Raw genomic sequence first — 20,789 nt, forward strand, 5'->3', positions numbered from 1 at the left:
TTGCGGTAAATAAAGAAGTAAAAGAATAATGCTGAGCAAAAATAAAATAAAGTATATCCATTCGCTGGAACAAAAGAAGACACGTAAAGAAGAACAGGTATTCCTTGCCGAAGGTCCTAAATTAGTAGGCGATTTACTGGGGCATTTTCCCTGCCGTTTTCTGGCTGCCACTTCTTTCTGGTTACAAGAGCACCCCGGTATTCAGGCAAGTGAAATAGCAGAAGTCTCTCAAGAAGAACTATCACGTGCCAGTTTGCTGAAAACACCACAGCAGGTACTTGCCATTTTGGAGCAACCACAATATACTTTAAATCCGGAATTTGTCCGCCAGTCTCTTTGTCTGGCACTGGATGATGTTCAGGACCCGGGGAATCTGGGTACAATTATCCGGTTGGCAGACTGGTTTGGCATTGAGCATATTATTTGTTCGCAGAATACGGTAGACGTGTACAACCCTAAAACGATACAAGCCACCATGGGAGGAATCGCCCGTGTGAAGGTTCATTATACTTCTCTCCCCGAGTTTATTCGTTCACTCGGAGATACTCCCGTATTCGGTACTTTTCTGGATGGAAAGAACATGTACGAACAGCCATTGTCCGCCAACGGGCTGATTGTAATGGGAAATGAAGGTAACGGAATAGGAAAAGAAGTGGAAGCGCTCATCAATCGGAAACTCTATATTCCCAATTATCCACAAGGAAAAGAAACTTCGGAGTCTCTCAATGTAGCCATCGCTACCGCAATAATCTGTGCCGAGTTCCGGCGACAGGCTGCATGGAAGTAAAATCAAAAGGATAAAATAAATAAGGAAACAGAACTTCTCCCCTCTCTTCAGACACTGCAAGGAACTCTTTAGGACATGAGGAAGTTTGATCCGAAACTACAGGAAGATTAAATTGAAACACTGGGATGTTTTTTTCAAACATCCCAGTGTTTTTTATTTCACTTCCAGGGAACAATGCGATCAGTCCGGGCATCCATTCAACAGACTCGATTTCTTCCGTCAACGGGAAAATATGGCAGACACGTCCGTCATCAGCAATCTCAACCACCTGCTGTCTGATAAAGCCAACTTCAGGCAAAAGTAAATAATGAGCAGCAAAACGTTTCATAAGATTAGCGGGGAGATGATTGACGTCTTTGCTGATTTTTACGCTGATTCATTTGCCGTTCCCTTCTTTGCTCAATCTTTTCCTGCTGGATATGTTGCTCTACTTCAATTTGTTCCGGTTTCTTTTCAGGAGTCACCGTACGACGGCGGTTCATTTCTTCCGGAGAGATACGTTGACTATCTTTCAGTTCATCGACTTTCTTCAAAGAGTCTTTCGAAATCTCAGTATCTTTTTGGGCAGAAATCTTTTTCAAAGAATCTGTTTTCAAAGCTTCCAGCTGATTAATCGAGTCACGTTCGGCTACAGAAAGTGAGTCCGCACAATGATAGCGGGTTAATATAAAGCGGTCAGCCAACAATGCTCCGGCTTTCTCTCCTTGTACGGGATAATAGATAAAACCCTTTATTTCCTTCATCGCACCCAATGTATCTGCAAACAAACGTATCTGATGCACACCCGGATCGGTGACTGTTTCCAGACGATTTAATGTATCTTTTTCATAAATAACCTGCATAGCCATCGTGACAGTTCTCAGAGAATCTGCAAGCATCGGCTCAAGGAAACGATAACGAACTTCCCAAACCAATGTATCACGATCTTTATAGTTAGTATCGGCAGGCAGCACAAACGCATATTGATCATTCATCACCTCACCTGTCAGACGCACGAAACGCTTCCAAGGCCAGACATCAATGCTGTCGCCCGGATCTGACATCTTCGGTTTATTGTCACGCAAAGCTATCAGATGATTTATTTCATTCTGCTGGGCTTTCAGACGTTTGCTTACTCTTTCATAAATTTTCGATAATACTTCCGTGTTGCGTGTGTACCACACCAAAGACGAATCGAATACGGCTTCCGTTGTACCATATTTCTTGAAAACGGCATCGAGATACAAAGCTTTCTTATAATTCTCATTATAAGGCAGATTATCTCCCATCGACTTTGCCAGATGATAATCATACAGCAAATTCTCCATCTTCGATTCTGAGATTACATCGTCAGGTCTTTTGACTTTACAACCTGCTACTGCAAGCGCGAACATGCAAATACAACACAGATGAAACCGAAACCTACTCTTCATGATTAACGCTTTCCTTTTTATTTTTATCTAGTGAATGGTAAGATTCGTTCAGATATTTACTATAGAAAAGTAGCAATGCGATAATACCGCAACTGATGGCAGCGTCCGCAAAATTAAAAATCGGACTGAAGAATATAAAATGTTCTCCACCTACGAAAGGCATCCATGTCGGCCAGTTTGTGTCAATTATCGGAAAATAAAACATATCCACCACCTTACCATAGAACCAGGTAGAATATCCACCTCCTTCGGGCATAAAGCTGGCAATCTGCGAATGAGTACTTTCATTGAAAAAAACACCATAGAATACACTGTCTATAATATTACCCAAAGCGCCGGTCAGGATAAGGGCCACGCAGACGATATATCCGGTTTTGAAACCTTTCTTTATAATCTTATAGAGATAGTAGCCTATCAGCCCTACTGCTACAATACGGAAAGTTGTCAGAAATAGCTTTCCGAAAATTTCCATACCGAAAGCCATACCATTGTTTTCGGTGAAATAGATATAAAACCAGTCTGTCACACGTATACTTTCGTGCCAATACATATGAGTCTTAATCCAGATTTTAATGATCTGGTCAATAATCAGTACGGAAAAGATAACAAGCAGGGCAATTCTACCCTTCGTGAATAGTTTCTTCATTTGTTCATCATAAATTAAACATAACGAGCTACAAGTTGCCGTGCGTAAACATTGCGCAGCTACTTGTAGCTCGTCATCCGTAGCTTGTAGCTATCTATTATTTTTTACCACTGTTCTTAGCCTCAATGCTCAAAGTAGCATGAGGAACAGCACGCAGGCGTTCTGCCGGAATCAACTTTCCAGTCTCACGGCAAATGCCATACGTTTTATTCTCAATACGTACCAAAGCTGCCTGCAATCCCTGGATAAACTTCAGCTGACGTTGTGCCAGACGGGTTGTTTCCTCCTTAGAAAGCGTATTGGCTCCTTCTTCCAACACTTTATATGTAGGAGATGTGTCGTCGGTATCATTACCATCCAAGCCCATCAGGCTCATCTTCAACTGCTCGTAATCACGTTGAGCCAACTCCAGCTTCTCCATAATAATGGCACGGAATTCCTCGAGTTCCGCATCCGAATATCTAGTCTTTTCTGCCATAACTTTACTAGTTTAAAAGGTTAATCAATATTAGTATTAGTCTTTTATCACACTGACAAATAATGAGAAATCGTCAAAATTAAGTTCTGTACCGTCTTTCACTTCATCTGCCAAATCAAGGGATGTTCCTAAAACTTGGTTACAAATATAAGTATTATATTCATTCACCGCATCATCTGTTTGCGTATTTTTGGAGATTGTGATCTTTATTTTGTCCGTTATCTCGAAACCGCTGGACTTACGTATATTCTGAATACGATTCACCAATTCACGGGCAATACCCTCACGACGCAACTCCTCGGTCACAGTAACTTCAAGAGCTACAGTCAGTTTTCCTTCATTGGCAACCAGCCATCCCGGAATATCCTCACTGATGATTTCGACATCCGAAGTTTCAATCACAGCCTCTGCTCCATCCAGATTCAATGTGTACTTTCCGTTCTTTTCGAGTTCAGCTATCGCTTCCTGAGTCATTTCTGCCACAGCAGCGGCCACAGCCTTCATCTGCTTGCCGAATTTCGGGCCTAATTTCTTAAAGTCACATTTTACCTTCTTCACCAATACGCCGGCAGCTCCATCTACAAACTTGATGTCTTTTACATTCACCTCGTTCATGATCAATGCTTTCACAGCTTCGATATGAGCCTTCTGTTCTTCATCCGCTACCGGAATCATGATACACTGCAGTGGCTGACGAACCTTGATGTTCACTTTACGACGTAGCGCCAACACCATTGAAGTTACGTCCTGTGCCATTTGCATACGGGCTTCCAGTTCCTTATCGATCATTTCTTCCTGATACTTCGGGAATTCAGCCAAGTGGACAGAGACTACATTGTCACGTCCTGTAGCAGTGATCAAATCCGTATACAGACGATCAGCATAGAATGGAGAAATAGGAGCCATCAGCTTCGCAACTGTTTCAAGGCAGGTATACAATGTCTGATAAGCAGACAACTTATCCTGAGTAAATTCACCACCCCAGAAGCGTTTACGGTTCAGACGAACATACCAGTTGGACAGATTATCATTGACAAAGTCGGAGATCAAACGTCCTGCTTTAGTCGGTTCGTACTCATTATAGCATGTATCTACTTCTTTTATTAATGTGTTCAATACAGACAAAATCCAACGGTCGATTTCCGGACGCTCCTCCATCGGAACATCTGCTTCTTTATATTCAAATCCGTCTACATTGGCATACAGTGCAAAGAACGAATATGTATTATATAAAGTACCGAAGAACTTGCGACGAACTTCTTCGATTCCGTCAATATCGAATTTCAGATTATCCCATGGAGATGAGTTAGTAATCATATACCAACGCAACGGGTCGGAACCATACTTCTCAATCGTAGTGAACGGATCGACAGCATTGTTAAGACGCTTAGACATCTTATTACCATTCTTGTCAAGCACCAGACCATTGGAGATCACAGCTTTGTATGACACACTATCAAATATCATCGTAGCGATAGCGTGCAAGGTAAAGAACCATCCGCGTGTCTGGTCTACTCCTTCCGCGATGAAGTCCGCCGGATATACTTCACGATTATCCAGGATATCTTTGTTCTCGAACGGATAATGAATCTGTGCATAAGGCATAGCACCGGAATCAAACCAAACGTCAATCAAGTCTGATTCACGCTTCATCGGTTTACCGTCTTCCGATACCAGAATGATATCATCTACATACGGACGATGGAGGTCTATCTTATCATAATTTCCTTCGGTATATTCACCCGGTACAAAACCTTTATCCTTGTACGGATTAGATTTCATAAACCCGGCAGCTACCGATTTCTCTATTTCATTATAAAGTTCTTCTACAGATTCGATACATATTTCACCCGTCCCATCTTCCGTACGCCAGATAGGCAGTGGAGTCCCCCAATAACGGGAACGGCTTAAGTTCCAGTCATTCAGATTTTCCAGCCATTTGCCGAAACGTCCTGTTCCGGTAGATTCCGGTTTCCAGTTGATCGTCTTGTTCAGTTCCATCATACGCTCTTTACAAGCTGTAGAACGGATAAACCAGCTGTCCAACGGGTAATAAAGTACCGGTTTGTCTGTACGCCAACAATGAGGATAGTTGTGCACATGCTTTTCGATTTTGAAAGCCTGATTGTTTGCTTTCATCATCATACAAAGAGCAATATCCAGAGACTCGGCGGCCTGCGCAGCTTTCTCGTCAAACTTGCCATCCACCATAAACTGCGGATCATAGGCATTTTTCACCCATGCACCCTGGTATTCTTTATACTTGTCTACGTCTACACATTCCTTCACAAAGGTTTCATCCAGTTCATCCAACAGATAGAACTTACCTGTAAGGTCTACCATCGGACGGGTTTCACCTTTCTTATTGATCATGAATAAGGACGGGATTCCTGCCGCACGTGCCACATTCGCATCGTCTGCACCAAAGGTCGGTGCGATGTGAACGATACCTGTACCATCTTCTGTCGTAACATAGTCACCCAATATCACACGGAAAGCTTTATCACTTGCTTTCCAGTCACCGCTTTCCGTCACTTCAACCGGTTTCACCCAAGGAATCAGTTGCTCATATTCCATACCTACCAGGTCCGGACCTTTGTATTCGGCTATTACTTTATACGGAACAAGCTTATCTCCGGGCTTATAATCTTCTAATTTCAGATCAGCAGCTTTCGCATTGAAATGAGTATTCAACAATGCTTTTGCCAGCACAACCGTGATAGGCTCTCCGGTATAAGCATTATAAGACTGCACGGCAACATAGTCAATCTTCGGACCTACACAAAGCGCAGTGTTTGAAGGTAATGTCCACGGAGTAGTTGTCCACGCAAGAAAGTAAGGAGTCCCCCACTCTGTCATTTCCGGTTTCGGGTTCTTCATCTTAAACTGGGCTACCATCGTCGTATCTTTTACGTCACGATAGCACCCCGGCTGATTCAGCTCATGAGAGCTCAAACCAGTTCCGGCAGCCGGTGAATATGGCTGAATGGTATATCCTTTATATAGCAAGCCTTTTTTGTGCAGCTGCTTCAGCAACCACCACAATGTTTCAATATAACGATTATCATAGGTGATATAAGGATGCTTCATGTCCACCCAATATCCCATCTGGTGAGTCAAGTCTTCCCATTCTTTGGTATACTTCATCACATCCTTACGGCAAGCAGCGTTGTAATCTGCCACAGAGATTTTTTTACCAATATCCTCTTTTGTTATACCCAATGCTTTCTCTACACTTAGCTCCACAGGCAATCCGTGCGTATCCCATCCGGCTTTACGCTTTACCTGATAACCTTTCATTGTTTTGTAACGGCAAAAAATGTCCTTAATAGTACGTGCCATTACATGGTGAATACCCGGCATACCATTAGCCGAGGGAGGTCCTTCGAAAAACACAAACGAAGGACAGCCATCACGTTCTGTCATACTCTTGGCGAAAACCTGGTTTTCGTCCCACTTCTTCAGTACATCTTTGTTCACCTGTGAAAGGTCAAACTGCGAATATTCAGTAAATCTCTTACCCATAGCTATATCTACGATTTTACTATTTACAATTTACAATTTGAGGGGTATCCCCGTTTTTAAGGGTGCAAATTTACAAAAACATTTGTTTAGTTGAGCAAAAAGCAAAGACTTTTAATCGGAATCATGTGAAGTTAGCGATTATAAATGGCTATTAACCTAAACAAAACGGATACCTCCTTGTTTTAGTGGGAAAATAAAAAGCACTTAAGTTATGAATTACGGTATTAGTATTTTATTCAGAGCAATCCCTTTGGCGATGGCGGTCTTTTGCTTCGGATACGGAGCATTCATTTATGGTTATGGTGATGCGGGGAACCGTTTGGTAGCGGGCCCTGTCGTTTTTTCACTAGGTATGATATGTATTGCGCTGTTTTGTACGGCTGCTACTATTATCCGGCAAATCATACACACCTATAATGAAGCTACCAAATACGTATTGCCAGTTGTGGGATATCTGGCAGCTGTCATAACGATTATCGGAGGTATCTGCATTTTCAATGGTGCTACCACTACTTCATCTTTCGTTGCAGGCCATGTTATCACCGGTGTAGGTTTTATCACAGCATGTGTAGCTACTGCCGCTACTTCTTCCACTCGATTTTCTTTGATCCCGGCAAATGCAAAAGCGACCGGAAACGAAGTTCCTGAGGGAGCTTTTTCTATTGGTCAGAGACGGGCACTGGTCATTCTCGCGATCGTCATTTCTTGTATTGCATGGATATGGGCATTTGTCTTGTTAAGTAACAGTCACTCTCATCCCGCTTATTTTGTAGCAGGACATGTAATGGTGGGACTCGCATGTATTTGTACCAGTCTGATTGCATTGGTAGCAACCATAGCCCGTCAAGTTAGAAATGATTATTCGGAAAAAGAACGTAACAAATGGCCGAAACTGGTTTTATTAATGGGATCGATCTCTTTTGTGTGGGGCATATTTGTCATTTTGGCTGACTCGGGAAGCGCAAACGGTACGACCGGATACATCATGCTCGGGCTGGGTCTGGTATGTTACAGTATTTCCAGCAAAGTGATTCTGCTCGCCAAGATATGGAGACGGGAATTCAAACTGGCCAACCGAATCCCTATGATTCCGGTATTGACGGCATTGGCATGTCTGTTTCTGGCAGCCTTCGTGTTCGAACTTGCTACCGTACATGCCGATTACTTTATTCCGGCACGGGTTTTAGTAGGGCTGGGAGCTATTTGCTTCACGCTGTTTTCTATCGTCAGCATCCTTGAAAGCGGTACTTCCGGAAAGGGTTGAGAAACATCCCCTTTATTGGTTTTAAGCCAAAGACCTCTTGGTTTAAAAGAAACGCATCGTTGGTTTTAAACCAACGGGGTCTTGGTTTAAAACCAACCGAACTGCCTCTTTTTACTTCTTCAACCGCACTTCATATACATCATTTCTACGATCCTTCAGATTACGCACGCTACCATAGGTATGGAGTGCATTCAATAAATCCAGATCTACATCCGAAACCAAAATCATTTCCGTATTCGGAGTCGCTTCCGCCCGTTTTCCATCCGTTGGAAAAGCAAAATCGCATGGGGTGAATACTCCTGACTGTGCATACTGGATATCCATATTATGTACACGGGGAAGATTTCCTACACTACCTGCAATAACTACAAAACATTCATTCTCAATCGCACGCGCCTGGGCACAGACACGTACACGTGAATAGGCATTCTGCGTATCCGTCAGGAAAGGCACGAATAATATCTGCATCCCCTGATCCGCCATCAAACGGGAAAGTTCCGGAAATTCCACATCATAACAAATCAGCACTCCAATCTTTGCGCAATCCGTATCGAAAGTCTGTAACAGTCTACCGCCACTCAGTCCCCAGCTCTTGATTTCATCCGGAGTTACATGCATTTTCTCATACATTTCATACGTTCCGTCACGCCGGCAAAGGAAACCTACATTATATAGCAATCCATCCTCTTTCACGTATGGCATACTTCCGGTAATTATATTGATATTGTAACTGATAGCCAGATTTATAAAACGGTCTCTGATTTCATCGGTATATTTTGCTAATCCGCGAATAGCCTGTGATTCTCCTTTATCATTAAACTTCGACATCAAAGGTGCATTGAAATATTCCGGAAAAAGGACAAAGTCACTCTTATAATCGGATACGGCATCGACGAAGAATTCCACTTGTTCAAAAAGGTCGTCCAATGTCTTATAACTACGCATCTGCCATTGCACCAAGCCCACACGAACAGTTGTTTTCGGGTTGATATATTCCTGTGTAGGCGGCTGATAATAAATATTATCCCATTGCAACAGACAAGCGTAATGCTTGGATTCTTCATCATTCGGCAGGTAATTGGTCATTACCTTGCGAACATGAAAATCATTCGATAATTGAAAGGTAAGAACCGGATCATAAATTTCACGCTGGCGTACCCGTGCGATATATTCTTTCGGGCGCATCTTATCGGCATATTTATGATAATTCGGAATACGGCCACCGAACATGATAGCTTTCAAATTCAATGTTTCGCAGAGTTCCTTGCGATATTCATACATACGACGAGCCAGGCGCAAACCGCGGTATCCCGGATGAATAAACACCTCAATGCCATACAGGATATTTCCTTCCGGATTATGAGTATTGAATGTTTCCTTACCCGTAACTTGTGCATACGTATGGTCGTTCTTTACCTTGTCATAGTCAACGATAATAGAAAGAGCACAGCCTACGATCTTGTCGTCAACTACTGTAACGATCTGCCCTTCCGGAAAAATACTTATTAATTTCTTTATCTGGGCATGAGTCCAAAATACATCGCTACCGTCAGAATAAACACGGGTAAACGATTGGGATAACTGTGCATAGTCTTCAATTTGAAGATTACGTATCTGTACTTTATTAATTTTAATCGGATGTTGTTCCATAACAATACATGTTTTAAAAAAAGACAGTGCAAAGGTACAGCTAATACTTTAATAGTGTTTTTAAACCAATGAATATTTATCATTCTTAATTCAAAGTTTCCTATTCGATGCCTTCATTTCTTGTACGTACAGTCCGGAGTATTCTATTTACTCATACTTGATTTCATTGTAAACCAACTGCATGTATTATTTGCAACTCTCACTAACATCAGCATGACCGGAACTTCAACCAATACCCCTACCACTGTAACCAGTGCAGCACCGGATTGTAAACCGAAAAGCGATATAGCCACGGCCACCGATAATTCAAAAAAATTGCTTGCACCAATCATTCCGGCAGGTGCAGCTATATTGTGAGGCAATTTCCACCACTTCGCCCAGCCATAGGCTACAAAGAATATCAGAACTGTTTGCAACACAAGCGGAACGGCAATCAATACAATGTGCAACGGATTGTTCAATATGGTTTCTCCTTGAAATGAGAACAGAATGATAAGTGTTAATAGTAACCCGCCAATCGTATAATTATCAAACTTACGAATAAATACAGTATTAAAATATTCTATCCCTTTTCGCCGAATAACCAGTATACGGGTCATTATTCCGGCAGAAAGAGGAATGACAACAAACAATACGACTGAAAGCAATAATGTATCCCACGGAATCGTAACGCCACCTACGTCCAATAAAAAAGCAACAATAGGAGCGAAAGCAACCAATATGATCAAATCATTTACTGCAACCTGTACCAATGTATAGGCAGCATCTCCTTTGGTCAGATAACTCCATACAAATACCATTGCTGTACAAGGTGCAGCACCTAATAAGACTGCCCCAGCTAAATATTCTTCGGCCAATTCGGCAGATATTAGAGACTTGAAAACAACGTAGAAGAATAGATAAGCTATTCCAAACATTGTAAAAGGCTTTATAAGCCAATTTGTAATACAAGTGATGATAATTCCTTTCGGACGCTTACCAACATTTTTAATACTCTGAAAATCTACTTTCAGCATCATGGGATATATCATTAACCAAATCAGGATGGCCACGGGTATAGACACGTTGGCATATTCAAATTTGCTCAATGTTTGCGGTATTGCCGGAAGATATTGTCCGATGGCCATCCCGATAACGATACACAAGGCTACCCAAATAGTCAGGTATCTTTCAAAAAATCCAATTCCTTGTTTCTTTTCCATAATGACTGCCTTTTATTTTAATTGCGGTTTTAACTCTTGCAGGTAAAAATCATAGAAACGCATTCTTATTTCATCCCGTACCCGAAGAAATTCACTATTTATAAACTCCGGTGTCCCGGTCACTTCTGATGGGTCGTCAAATCCAATATGCAATCTGTTTTTTACCTTGCCTGTAAACATAGGGCAGCTTTTATTTGCGCCACCACATACCGTTATCACATAGTCCCATTCGTGCTCTAAATACAGGCTTACGTTTTTAGGGGTATGGTTAGTAAGGTCTATTCCTGTTTCAGACATAACTTTTACCACCATCGGATTAACCTTTTCAGCAGGTTTTGTCCCTGCTGAAAAGACATCCATGTTTTTATCGAATGACTGTAAGAAACCGTGTGCCATTTGGCTACGGCAACTGTTACCAGTGCAAAGGATTAAAATCTTCATATTCTTATAAGTTTTTCCATTCAATCAGGACAGTATTGCCCTTTGACAATTCTTCTACTTTCTTAATCCAAGTCAATTCACTTTGTGCTTTTGCTTGCAAAAAAGAATTTTCTGTATTTGTCAATGACAAACAGGCATTTACTACCCACCATTTATTGTTAATCCCGGCACGTTGTAAATCCATTTGTAGGCGTTCTGCTTCAAATACAGGTGTTGCTTCGGGTAAAGTGACAATTACTACTTCCGTTTCCTGTGGATTACGCAAACGGGGTAATAAATTGGCTACTGCTCCGGTTACTTCTCCCTGTGTACGTTCTACTTCTTTGTGATAGCTTTGGGTAGCATCCAAAAGCAACAAAGTATGTCCTGTTGGTGCAGTATCAATCACTACGATTTCATTCTCCGCTTTGTCTACAATTTCAGCAAAAGCCTTGAATACGGCGATTTCTTGCGTACATGGTGAACGTAAATCTTCCTCTATATATTCCATATCTTCGGCAGTCATGGTTTCAGCAGCTTTGCTACGAACTTCATTCTTGTATTTTTCCAATACTTCCGCTTCGTCTATATGGCTTACTGTAATACCTGATTTGATGGCAAAATCATAGTTCAGGTGATTTGCCGGGTCAGTAGTGGTAAGATGAACCTTTGTACCGAGCTTTGTTAATTTCAAGGCTATTTCTGTGGCTAAGGTCGTTTTCCCTACGCCCCCCTTTCCCATTGTAAACACTACTCGTTTGCCGGAAGTATAGAGGTCATTAACCAATTCATCTATACTTTTGCTATCAGTTATCGGCTGATAACTAATTTCATTCGTAATACTATCACTGTATAGCATACGGCGGATATTGGCAATATTGGATAAATTGTAAGAACGCAAAGGAATGCTATACATGGGATATTCAGATAATGCAATAGGCATACTTTGTAACGCCTTTTGCTGCCTGTCATGCAGTTGTTGTGAAACATTGTCTGCTTCATCTAATTGCCGTAAAACACCATTTATCACCAATAGCTGATTTTTAATTCCCAATAGTTGTAATTCATGCGAAGAACGGGCAGCCTCTTTCAACGGTGCTATTTCAGGACGGCTTACCAATACTAACCGGGTTGCGCTTGTATCAGACAATGTATCCACCGCCTGTTTATAAATTCCTTTCCGTTCCTCCAAGCCTGATAACTGCCCTAAACAGGATGCACCATGTGTACTTTCACTAATGAATGTACTCCATGCAGATGGAAGCTGCAACATTCGCAATGTGTGTCCGGTAGGTGCTGTATCAAAAATAATATGATCATACTCCTTTGCTTCATTAACATCGGTAATAAAGTCCGAGAACTCATTAAAAGCAGCGATTTCTACTGTGCAGGAACCTGAAAGCTGTTCTTCCATATTCTGAATAACGCTTTCGGGTAATTTTCCCCTGAAAGGTGCGATTACACTTTCCCTGTATTCTGCTGCTGCCTGTTCAGGGTCAAGATTTACAACAGTCAGCCCCGGCACTTCTGAAATAGCTGTGCCATGTCCGTTTAAGGGTTGATCGAAAACATCTTGTAAGTTAGAAGCCGGATCTGTACTGATAAGAAGTATTTTCTTTCCCTTATCGGCCAAACCAACCGCCGTGGCACAAGCAATAGAAGTCTTTCCTACTCCACCTTTACCAGTAAAAAACAGGTATTTAGTTAGTTCTATATCGGATAAATTAAATGCTTTCATTTCTTTTTTAATACTAATCTGGTATACACTTATTTAGCGGGCATTAAATCTAAATTCACTCCCGTCCATTCACTCATTTGTTTAGTGGTAGGATAAACTTTAGAGACTGCAATTTCACCATCTACCAAAGTAATAGGTAAAGCTTCTGCACCATTCTTTTGAAGATATTCATTTACTGTTTTATTGCTCACATACACCTGTGGTTCATCCCGTAAATTGTGACGGGTAACAATAACACCCTGTCTTTTCAATGTTTCGACAACAACTGCAACCCTCATCAATTCAGGATTGATATTTGTTCCACACAAACCCGTAGGGCAACACATTGCCGGATCAAAAATTTCTATCTTTTTCATACTGTCTTTTATTTTAATTAAATTGTTCATAGATAAAAAACGACCGCATAATAGATTCCTATGACTATAAAGAGTATAGCAACAATTTTGCGGAACCATTTTTCAAAGATTTGTACACTGTTATAAAACCTACCTAATCCGGCAACACTATACGCCAATATCCAAGCAACAAGGATTACAGGTAACCCTGTAGCGATAGCATATATTACGGGTAAAAAATACCCGCCCGTTTCTACTGCTGCCAAGGGCATAAGTATACCGAAATAGAAAACTCCACTGGTGGGGCAAAAGGCAAGAGCAAACAAAATACCCAATAACAAAACTCCCCAACTACCTTTTGTTTTCTTCTTTAGCCCCTCTCCGCCAATATTAATTTTTGGTATATTTAGCTTTATAATATCGAGCATGAATATCCCTACAAGAATTAATACCGGAGCAATCAACATCTCACCGTATTTGCTTACTGCCTTTTGAACCATATACATACTTGCACCCTCACGAAGAACCGGAATAAGAATACCTCCAAGTACTGTATAAGTCACTATCCTGCCAAATGTATAAAGTAACCCATTTATGAATATACGGTGACGGTTTTCTATATCCTTACCAATAAAACCTATTGCCGTTATATTAGTAGCCAAAGGACACGGGCTGATTGCCGTTAAAATTCCTAAGATAAAGGCTGTTATAACAGGAACAGAACTATTGTCTAATAGTGATTGAAGAAAATCCATCCTATAACTGTTTTAGCAATTCATCAACTTTATTTTTAATTCCCTCTTTAAATTTGTCCGGTGATTTTCTTGCATTGGAAAAACTGAACTCCGTCATGTTGTTTACATTCTCTTTTCCATCTTTCCAACCATTCACAAACAATGACGACCAAGTAACCTCGTACTTGTCCGCAATTTGCTCGTTTTCCTTTTTTGAAATATCTATAACCTTATAGATAATCCTATCGCCTGCCTGCTCTTTGGAATAAAGGCTATCCAAAAGGGCTACCGTATTAGCTTCTATTGCCCGACAGGTGATACAGCGCTGCGCTCCATGAAAATAAAGCACTTCGATATGATCAGGCTGCTTTTCTTCCGTACTCTGTGCCTCCGTTTTTGCTTTTGCACCATTACCACAAGATATTAAGATAATGGTTGAGAATAGTAAATAAAAGAGTTTCTTCATAACTATCTTATTATTGAGGTATCAATTCTTTTACTTCTGCAAGTGATAATCTTTTTCCGGCAGATACGACTTTTCCGTCAACGACTAAAGCCGGAAGACTTAAAACATTATACTCCATGATTTTTAATAAATCTTCCTCTTTAATTAATACGACATCGCAACCCAATTCAGTAATTGCTTGTTTAGTTGTTTCATACAATGCCCTACAACCTGCACACCCGGTTCCCAATACTTTGATTTCCATTTTCTATTCTATATTAAAGTTTATTTTTAAATCGTAATTCGTAGAACTACGAACAATATTCTCAAAAAAAAGTGCTGTTATCCACAGCACGATGTTCCTGTACATTTACAATCTTCCCAAAATGCAGCAAATAATTTGCGGGCAAGTTCCCAATTTTCCTTGTTAATACAATATCGCACCTTGGGCGTTTCTATTTCTCCCTGAATTAATCCTGCATCTTTCAGCTCTTTCAAGTGCTGTGAAACGGTTGCTTTGGCAATAGGCAATTCTTCGTGAATATCTCCAAAGAAACAACTTTCCTGTTTAGTCAAGAAACTAAGAATAGCCATTCGTGCCGGATGTCCCATAGCTTTAGCAAAACGAGCTATCTGCTCCTGCTCTGCTGTATACTGCTTTTCTTTCACTTCAATATCTCCTTCTTATTTATTGTTCGCAAAACTACGAACAATGTTTTTAATCTGCAAAATTAATTAGCTATTTTTTCAAGGAGTAAGCATAAAATGTATACATCAGCAAATCACTTTTTACAATAACCACCTGTATAATAACGTATTATAATGACACTTCTTTTTTCTCGGCCAAAAGATTAAACACATAATACCGATTTCCGAAAGACGTATGCTTTGCCATATATCCCATGGCTGAAAGTTTCAAGCCCAATTGACGTGCAGAGACCTCTTTCAAAGCTGCAGAATTGAATTTACGCATCACTTGAAATATTTCAGCTGTTGTCAGCCAGATACCTTTTTCCGTTTCCAAAGGATGACGGAAACAACAATGAAACACATCTTCTAGTAAGGATTGGCGATAATATGCCTTATTATGTTTCTGCAAAGCCTTTTCTTCTTCTTTGTTTAAATAATCCGGTGCACCGGATTTCAGTTCTTCTTTCAGCTGCGCATATATTTGCTTATGCTCCAAAGGTTCTTCCGAAATAGGTTTTAACACCTCCACACACAGAAAGCGACGGCTTCCTGTGGAGTCAATCAATACCTGATAGACATTTGTTGTGGCTATAAAAGAAGCAAGACGGGACTCATTCACCCATCCCAGTCGCTTGCCACGAAAAACGGGAACATTCACCATTTGAAGAAGATTCTTTAATGTAGCCTGTTGACTCTCTTTAATCTTATCGAATTCATCTAAATTAATCAATCCGTTTTTCACGAGCTTCTTCTCCGGCGAACTGCCAGCTGCCAAATTCAGGTTATCAACAAAATAATGCCGCAATGAGTCGGGCATCAGCAATCGGCAAAAAGTACTTTTACTCAATCCCTGCTTCCCACTTATTAAAACGGGAGTAAGTACATTGGCGTGCAGACGTTCTTCCCCACTCCACTGTGAAAGCATTGCCCGTAACCAGCAATGTCCTCCTCTCAGCCATATCTCATTATCTGAAACACGTAGTAATAAAGGTGTTACACGATCTACTCCATCCCAACCCGGCAATTCCTTTACATAAAGATGGAAAGGATTATAAGACTCCACTTTATTTGAAAGAATCATGGTAGGCACATCCCCTCTCCAACAAGGTATTCCCTCCAGGCGGGCATCCACAATCATTCCATTCATTTCGCGTTCATCAATAGGCCGGAAACAGTTCTTTCCACTCTTCTCCCTATATTCTGTAGCTCCTGTCAGATTGTTATAACGGAAATCAAAATTGTCATTCAAATACTCCTTTAATTGCAAAGTCAACGATTGACTCCATTTATTAGATTTGCCCGTTTTTTCACCTGTCTTCTCAGGCTCCTCCTTCTTCTTCAGTGTCTTTTGTGCCACGACTCCGGGTATCTTACAATTGGCAACTATCGGCTCCTGCATTTGCTGTTTCTGTGCAAACAATTGTTTTATTGTCTCTACCATTTCTCTAATTATTGTTTTCATACTTACTGTTTTTTTAGTTATTATGAGATTTGAGACACAAAAGTATAGTACTGAATACCGGATTTGCAAATAAGTTGACTCATTCTTTTTTGAAAAATGATCTAACAAAAATAAGCCTTTGAAGTGTTGTTTTTGATTAGAATTATTAGTAATTTTGACGCATCATATTAGGCGTAGCACCAGTCGTGCGATAGCTATCGCACATAATGAGCGACAGTTGTTACACAATATGTGAGTTAGCTGTTGCACATAATGTGAGCCAATCAATAGAAAGGTACAAAATAAATAAAATGACTGCGTAAGTCTGCTAATTGATACGCACAAAACAACTAAAGCAATGAATGCACTTTATGATTTCTTCCTGACTCCCCAACCTAAAGATTCCAATAAAACGAGATATCATGCCCGACTGGTTGTACGGGACACCATCACACTGGAAGATATAGCCGAAACGATTGAGTCCAGAAGTAGTTTAAGACAAAGTGACGTAATAGGATCTTTTATAGAGTTCGCCAATGTCTTCAAACAAGAATTATCCAACGGGAATAGCATTCACATTCCGGGAATCGGTTCATTCCGTATCAAAGCGGAATCACCCGAAGTACGTTCTCCCAAAGAAATCCGTGCCGAAAATATTCATTGCAGCGGAATCGTTTTTACTCCGGAAAAAGATTTGCTTCGCGAATTAAAGGCTACGACTTTTGAAAAGGTTAGTGAGACCCGCAGGTCACAGGAGTTGAGCGATATAGAAATAGACGGGAGATTAGCTGAATTTTTCAAAGATAACCCTTGTATTACTACACAGCAGCTTTGTTCATTATGTGGACTTCGAAAAGCCACTGCACTCCGCAGATTACAAAAGCGGGTGGATGAAGGAAAACTGACTCACCCGGGCTATATCCGTTCTCCTTTTTATTTTCCTGTGCCGGGATGGTTCGGAGTATCCAAAAATAGATAATGCAAAATTAGGTCTTGATTTACAATGAAATGCTCATAAAAATGATTATGACACCATACCATTGGTATGATGTCATAATCTTGATAGAATCCTGTCATCACACTAAAATCCTGATGACATGATAAAAAACACTAACCTAATTTATTTGTTTTTCTTCCAGAGTTTACTCATATCTTCCAGTGTCTTTCCTTTAGTTTCGGGTACCCATCGCCAGACAAAGATAGCGGCAGCAACACAGATAATTCCATATAAGCTATATGCAAACATCGGACTAAAGTCATATAATGCCGGGAAAGTGGATGATACGATATAGTTGAATATCCATTGGAAAGCCACAGCGATAGCGACTGCTTTGCCACGAATAGTATTCGGGAAGATTTCTGAAATCAGCACCCAGCAAATCGGTCCCCATGACATCATGAAGAAAGCTGCATATACAATAATGGAAAGTACCGGAAGAACACCCTTGATTGCCATGCTATCACACATTGCCACAGCAAATGCACCCACAGCCATACCAATAGATCCGATAATCAGCAAAGGTTTGCGTCCAAAGCGGTCTACCGTAAAGATAGCAACCAGTGTAAAGATGATATTGACAACCCCCATAATCACAGTTTGCATCATACCGCCACCTTCTGCACCGGCATTCTCGAAAATACGCGGAGCATAATAAAGTACGGCATTAATACCAATCGCCTGTTGGAATACAGAAAGTAGAATGCCAATTACGATTACCGTCACTCCATAAGTAAAGATTTTCTCTGTCTTTTCCTGAGCTGTAGCTTTAATATCATTAAGAATTTCCCGAGCTTTAGCCTTACCATTAATTTTCTCCAGAATAGAGTAAGCCTTTTCTTCCTGTTGTACAAGAACCAAATAACGAGGAGTCTTCGGAACAAAGAACAAGAGCATGCCAAACAAAGCAGCCGGAAAAGCTTCCGAACCGAACATATAACGCCATCCTTCCTGAACTGTCCACATATCGGATTCTGTACTTACTGACAACACACCAGCAGCATCTTTCAGAATAATCGGATTCTGATGGTCGCCCATAATCAGATAATTCACAAAGTAGACAACCAACATACCAAAAATAATGGCAAACTGGTTGCACGAAACAAGGGTTCCACGAATATTGGAAGGAGCAATCTCAGCAATATACATCGGACATACCGCTGAAGCCAGTCCCACTCCGATACCACCCAGAACGCGATACAGATTGAATGCTATCAATAAGTCCATATTCGGTTTTCCATATTCGAAGAAAAGGACTTCCGGATAATAAGAGCCTAATGCCGAGAGGAAAAATAATACTGCTGCAAGCCGTAATGAGTTACGACGTCCCAGACGAGAAGCAAAAATACCGGATAAAGCACCGCCCAGCACGCAACCTATCAATGCACTGGAAGAAGTAATGCCGTGCATTACCTTATTATACTGGAAATCGGAAGCGGATAAGAAGAAAGCTTCCAGCCCTTTTTCCGCGCCGGAAATAACCGCCGTGTCATAACCAAAGAGCAAACCGCCCAAAATAGCGACAGAAGTAATCGAATACAAGTAGAGTTTACTTCCTTCGTTCGTTGTATTATTCATAGTTTTAAAAAGTGGATAAAGTAGTGTAGTAGTTGGATTAGAAAAAGTCAGGCGATAAAGTAGTAGCCCTACCGCTGCTTTACCGCCTGTTTTAAATATTAATTAGCAATACATATTCAGAATTGCTTCATAAAGTTCCTGCTTGCCGCTAGTCTGTTTCGGCTCTCCTTTTGTTTTTGCATAAGCAACCACATCTTCCAGAGTCAGCTTGCCATCTTCAAATTCTTTGCCTTTTCCGCCATCGAAAGAAGCATAACGGTCAGCCAGCATCTTCTTGTATGGAGATTCGTTCAACAAAGCTGCTGCACTTTCGAGCGCGCGAGCCATGGCATCCATACCAGCAATGTGAGCAATAAAGATATCTTCCAGATCTGTAGAGTTACGACGGGTTTTAGCATCGAAGTTTGTACCACCGGTACCAAGACCACCGTTACGGATAATCTGCATCATAGCCTGAGTCAGTTCATAATTATCAATTGGGAATTGATCCGTATCCCAGCCATTCTGATAGTCACCACGATTAGCATCAATAGAGCCCAGCATACCATTATCTACAGCTACAGCCAGTTCGTGCTCAAAAGTATGACCTGCCAACGTTGCATGATTCACTTCGATATTTACTTTGAAATCTTTATCCAGACCGTGAGCTTTCAAGAAGCCGATAACTGTTTCCGTATCTACATCATACTGATGCTTAGTCGGCTCCATCGGTTTCGGTTCAATCAGGAAAGTACCTTTGAAGCCGCGTGCGCGGGCATAGTCACGGGCAATTGTCAACATCTGTGCAAGGTGTTCTTTTTCACGTTTCTGGTCTGTGTTCAGAAGAGACATATATCCTTCACGACCACCCCAGAATACATAATTTTCTCCACCAAGTTCAATCGTCGCATCAATCGCATTCTTAATTTGAATAGCAGCACGGGCTACTACATCGAAATCGGGATTAGTAGCGGCACCGTTCATATAACGGGCGTGACCGAATACATTAGCAGTACCCCATAGCAGTTTGATGCCTGTTTCTGCCTGTTTCTGTTTTGCATAAGCTACGATTTCTTTCAGATTTGCTTCATATTCTTCCACACTGGCACCTTCTGAAACCAAGTCTACGTCATGAAAACAATAGTATTCGATACCCATTTTCTGCATGAATTCAAACCCTGCGTCCATCTTGTCTTTTGCAGCCTGTATAGCATCTGCATTGCAGTTCCATGGGAATTGCTTCGTTCCGCCACCAAACTGGTCGCCACCTTCAGCACACAATGTGTGCCACCATGCCATAGCGAATCTCAGCCAATCCTTCATTTTTTTACCATTAATTACCTTCTCTGCATCATAATAACGGAATGCCATCGGGTTCTTACTATCTTTACCTTCAAATTTAATCTTTTCAATTCCCGGAAAAAATTCTTTTGTTGCCATAATTCTTGTTATTTAAAAAGTTATTATA

The 20,789-nt window shown here is 41.0% G+C and carries 20 protein-coding genes; 3 read left to right on the top strand and 17 right to left on the bottom strand.

What is annotated here, in order from left to right; all coding sequences use genetic code 11:
• Window positions 1–28 precede the first annotated feature (28 nt).
• Window positions 29–787 (top strand): TrmH family RNA methyltransferase, encoded by a 759-nt coding sequence (locus K6V30_RS16875; protein WP_055268763.1) that lies wholly within the window; start codon window positions 29–31, stop codon window positions 785–787.
• Here the strand turns inward: K6V30_RS16875 and K6V30_RS16880 are convergent.
• The 5 genes from K6V30_RS16880 to ileS form a co-directional block, all read right to left on the bottom strand.
• Window positions 738–1,115: a hypothetical protein gene (locus K6V30_RS16880; RefSeq protein ID WP_022300774.1), complete on the bottom strand. Its 378-nt coding sequence runs from the start codon at window positions 1,113–1,115 to the stop codon at window positions 738–740. The two genes, K6V30_RS16875 and K6V30_RS16880, sit on opposite strands and share 50 nt — an antisense overlap.
• A 4-nt stretch (window positions 1,116–1,119) precedes the next feature.
• A complete protein-coding gene (locus tag K6V30_RS16885; protein ID WP_022300773.1) occupies window positions 1,120–2,199 on the bottom strand; it encodes a DUF4296 domain-containing protein in 1,080 nt (359 codons plus the stop codon).
• Window positions 2,189–2,845 carry a lipoprotein signal peptidase gene (locus tag K6V30_RS16890; protein WP_022300772.1) on the bottom strand — a complete coding sequence of 219 codons (657 nt, stop codon included), beginning with the start codon at window positions 2,843–2,845 and terminating at the stop codon, window positions 2,189–2,191. Before K6V30_RS16890 ends, K6V30_RS16885 begins: the two co-directional genes overlap by 11 nt.
• A 97-nt stretch (window positions 2,846–2,942) precedes the next feature.
• Window positions 2,943–3,323: a TraR/DksA family transcriptional regulator gene (locus tag K6V30_RS16895; protein WP_010538081.1), complete on the bottom strand. Its 381-nt coding sequence runs from the start codon at window positions 3,321–3,323 to the stop codon at window positions 2,943–2,945.
• Window positions 3,324–3,359: 36 nt separating this feature from the next.
• Window positions 3,360–6,848 (bottom strand): isoleucine--tRNA ligase, encoded by a 3,489-nt coding sequence (gene ileS / locus K6V30_RS16900; RefSeq protein ID WP_055268762.1) that lies wholly within the window; start codon window positions 6,846–6,848, stop codon window positions 3,360–3,362.
• Window positions 6,849–7,059: 211 nt separating this feature from the next.
• Between ileS and K6V30_RS16905 the strand changes: the two genes are divergently transcribed.
• Window positions 7,060–8,112 (top strand): DUF2776 domain-containing protein, encoded by a 1,053-nt coding sequence (locus K6V30_RS16905; RefSeq protein ID WP_010538083.1) that lies wholly within the window; start codon window positions 7,060–7,062, stop codon window positions 8,110–8,112.
• A 111-nt stretch (window positions 8,113–8,223) separates the two neighbouring features.
• Here K6V30_RS16905 and K6V30_RS16910 read toward each other — a convergent pair whose 3' ends face one another.
• The 10 genes from K6V30_RS16910 to K6V30_RS16955 all read right to left on the bottom strand — a co-directional run bounded on the left by K6V30_RS16910 (window position 8,224) and on the right by K6V30_RS16955 (window position 16,788).
• On the bottom strand, window positions 8,224–9,762 hold the full coding sequence (locus K6V30_RS16910) for a carbon-nitrogen hydrolase family protein (protein WP_010538084.1): 1,539 nt from the start codon (window positions 9,760–9,762) through the stop codon (window positions 8,224–8,226).
• Between the two features lie 143 nt (window positions 9,763–9,905).
• Window positions 9,906–10,964, bottom strand: a complete 1,059-nt coding sequence (gene arsB / locus K6V30_RS16915; protein ID WP_010538085.1) for an ACR3 family arsenite efflux transporter — start codon at window positions 10,962–10,964, stop codon at window positions 9,906–9,908.
• A 12-nt stretch (window positions 10,965–10,976) separates the two neighbouring features.
• Complete coding sequence (locus K6V30_RS16920) at window positions 10,977–11,405, bottom strand: arsenate reductase ArsC (protein WP_010538086.1); 429 nt, start codon at window positions 11,403–11,405, stop codon at window positions 10,977–10,979.
• A 4-nt stretch (window positions 11,406–11,409) separates the two neighbouring features.
• Complete coding sequence (arsA, locus tag K6V30_RS16925; protein ID WP_010538087.1) at window positions 11,410–13,122, bottom strand: arsenical pump-driving ATPase; 1,713 nt, start codon at window positions 13,120–13,122, stop codon at window positions 11,410–11,412.
• Between the two features lie 29 nt (window positions 13,123–13,151).
• Window positions 13,152–13,478 (bottom strand): arsenite efflux transporter metallochaperone ArsD, encoded by a 327-nt coding sequence (gene arsD / locus K6V30_RS16930; protein ID WP_010538088.1) that lies wholly within the window; start codon window positions 13,476–13,478, stop codon window positions 13,152–13,154.
• A 26-nt stretch (window positions 13,479–13,504) separates the two neighbouring features.
• Complete coding sequence (locus K6V30_RS16935) at window positions 13,505–14,212, bottom strand: aromatic aminobenezylarsenical efflux permease ArsG family transporter (RefSeq protein ID WP_010538089.1); 708 nt, start codon at window positions 14,210–14,212, stop codon at window positions 13,505–13,507.
• Window position 14,213: 1 nt separating this feature from the next.
• Window positions 14,214–14,657 (bottom strand): nitrophenyl compound nitroreductase subunit ArsF family protein, encoded by a 444-nt coding sequence (locus K6V30_RS16940; RefSeq protein WP_010538090.1) that lies wholly within the window; start codon window positions 14,655–14,657, stop codon window positions 14,214–14,216.
• A gap of 10 nt (window positions 14,658–14,667) precedes the next feature.
• The gene (locus tag K6V30_RS16945) at window positions 14,668–14,901 is read right to left on the bottom strand and encodes a thioredoxin family protein (protein ID WP_010538091.1); all 234 of its coding nucleotides are present in this window, start codon (window positions 14,899–14,901) and stop codon (window positions 14,668–14,670) included.
• A gap of 77 nt (window positions 14,902–14,978) precedes the next feature.
• Window positions 14,979–15,305: an ArsR/SmtB family transcription factor gene (locus K6V30_RS16950; protein ID WP_010538092.1), complete on the bottom strand. Its 327-nt coding sequence runs from the start codon at window positions 15,303–15,305 to the stop codon at window positions 14,979–14,981.
• Window positions 15,306–15,453: 148 nt separating this feature from the next.
• Window positions 15,454–16,788 (bottom strand): DUF3874 domain-containing protein, encoded by a 1,335-nt coding sequence (locus tag K6V30_RS16955; protein WP_029425555.1) that lies wholly within the window; start codon window positions 16,786–16,788, stop codon window positions 15,454–15,456.
• 337 nt (window positions 16,789–17,125) lie between these two features.
• Between K6V30_RS16955 and K6V30_RS16960 the strand changes: the two genes are divergently transcribed.
• Window positions 17,126–17,746, top strand: coding sequence for an HU family DNA-binding protein (locus K6V30_RS16960; RefSeq protein ID WP_055268761.1), 621 nt, complete (start codon window positions 17,126–17,128; stop codon window positions 17,744–17,746).
• A 141-nt stretch (window positions 17,747–17,887) separates the two neighbouring features.
• On the opposite strand, the gene xylE is transcribed toward K6V30_RS16960, so the two are convergent.
• Window positions 17,888–19,342, bottom strand: coding sequence for a D-xylose transporter XylE (xylE, locus tag K6V30_RS16965; RefSeq protein WP_010538095.1), 1,455 nt, complete (start codon window positions 19,340–19,342; stop codon window positions 17,888–17,890).
• Between the two features lie 102 nt (window positions 19,343–19,444).
• Window positions 19,445–20,761, bottom strand: a complete 1,317-nt coding sequence (xylA, locus tag K6V30_RS16970) for a xylose isomerase (protein WP_010538096.1) — start codon at window positions 20,759–20,761, stop codon at window positions 19,445–19,447.
• Window positions 20,762–20,789 lie beyond the last annotated feature (28 nt).

Origin of the sequence: Bacteroides faecis (assembly GCF_020091505.1) — a bacterium.
Lineage (GTDB): Bacteria > Bacteroidota > Bacteroidia > Bacteroidales > Bacteroidaceae > Bacteroides > Bacteroides faecis.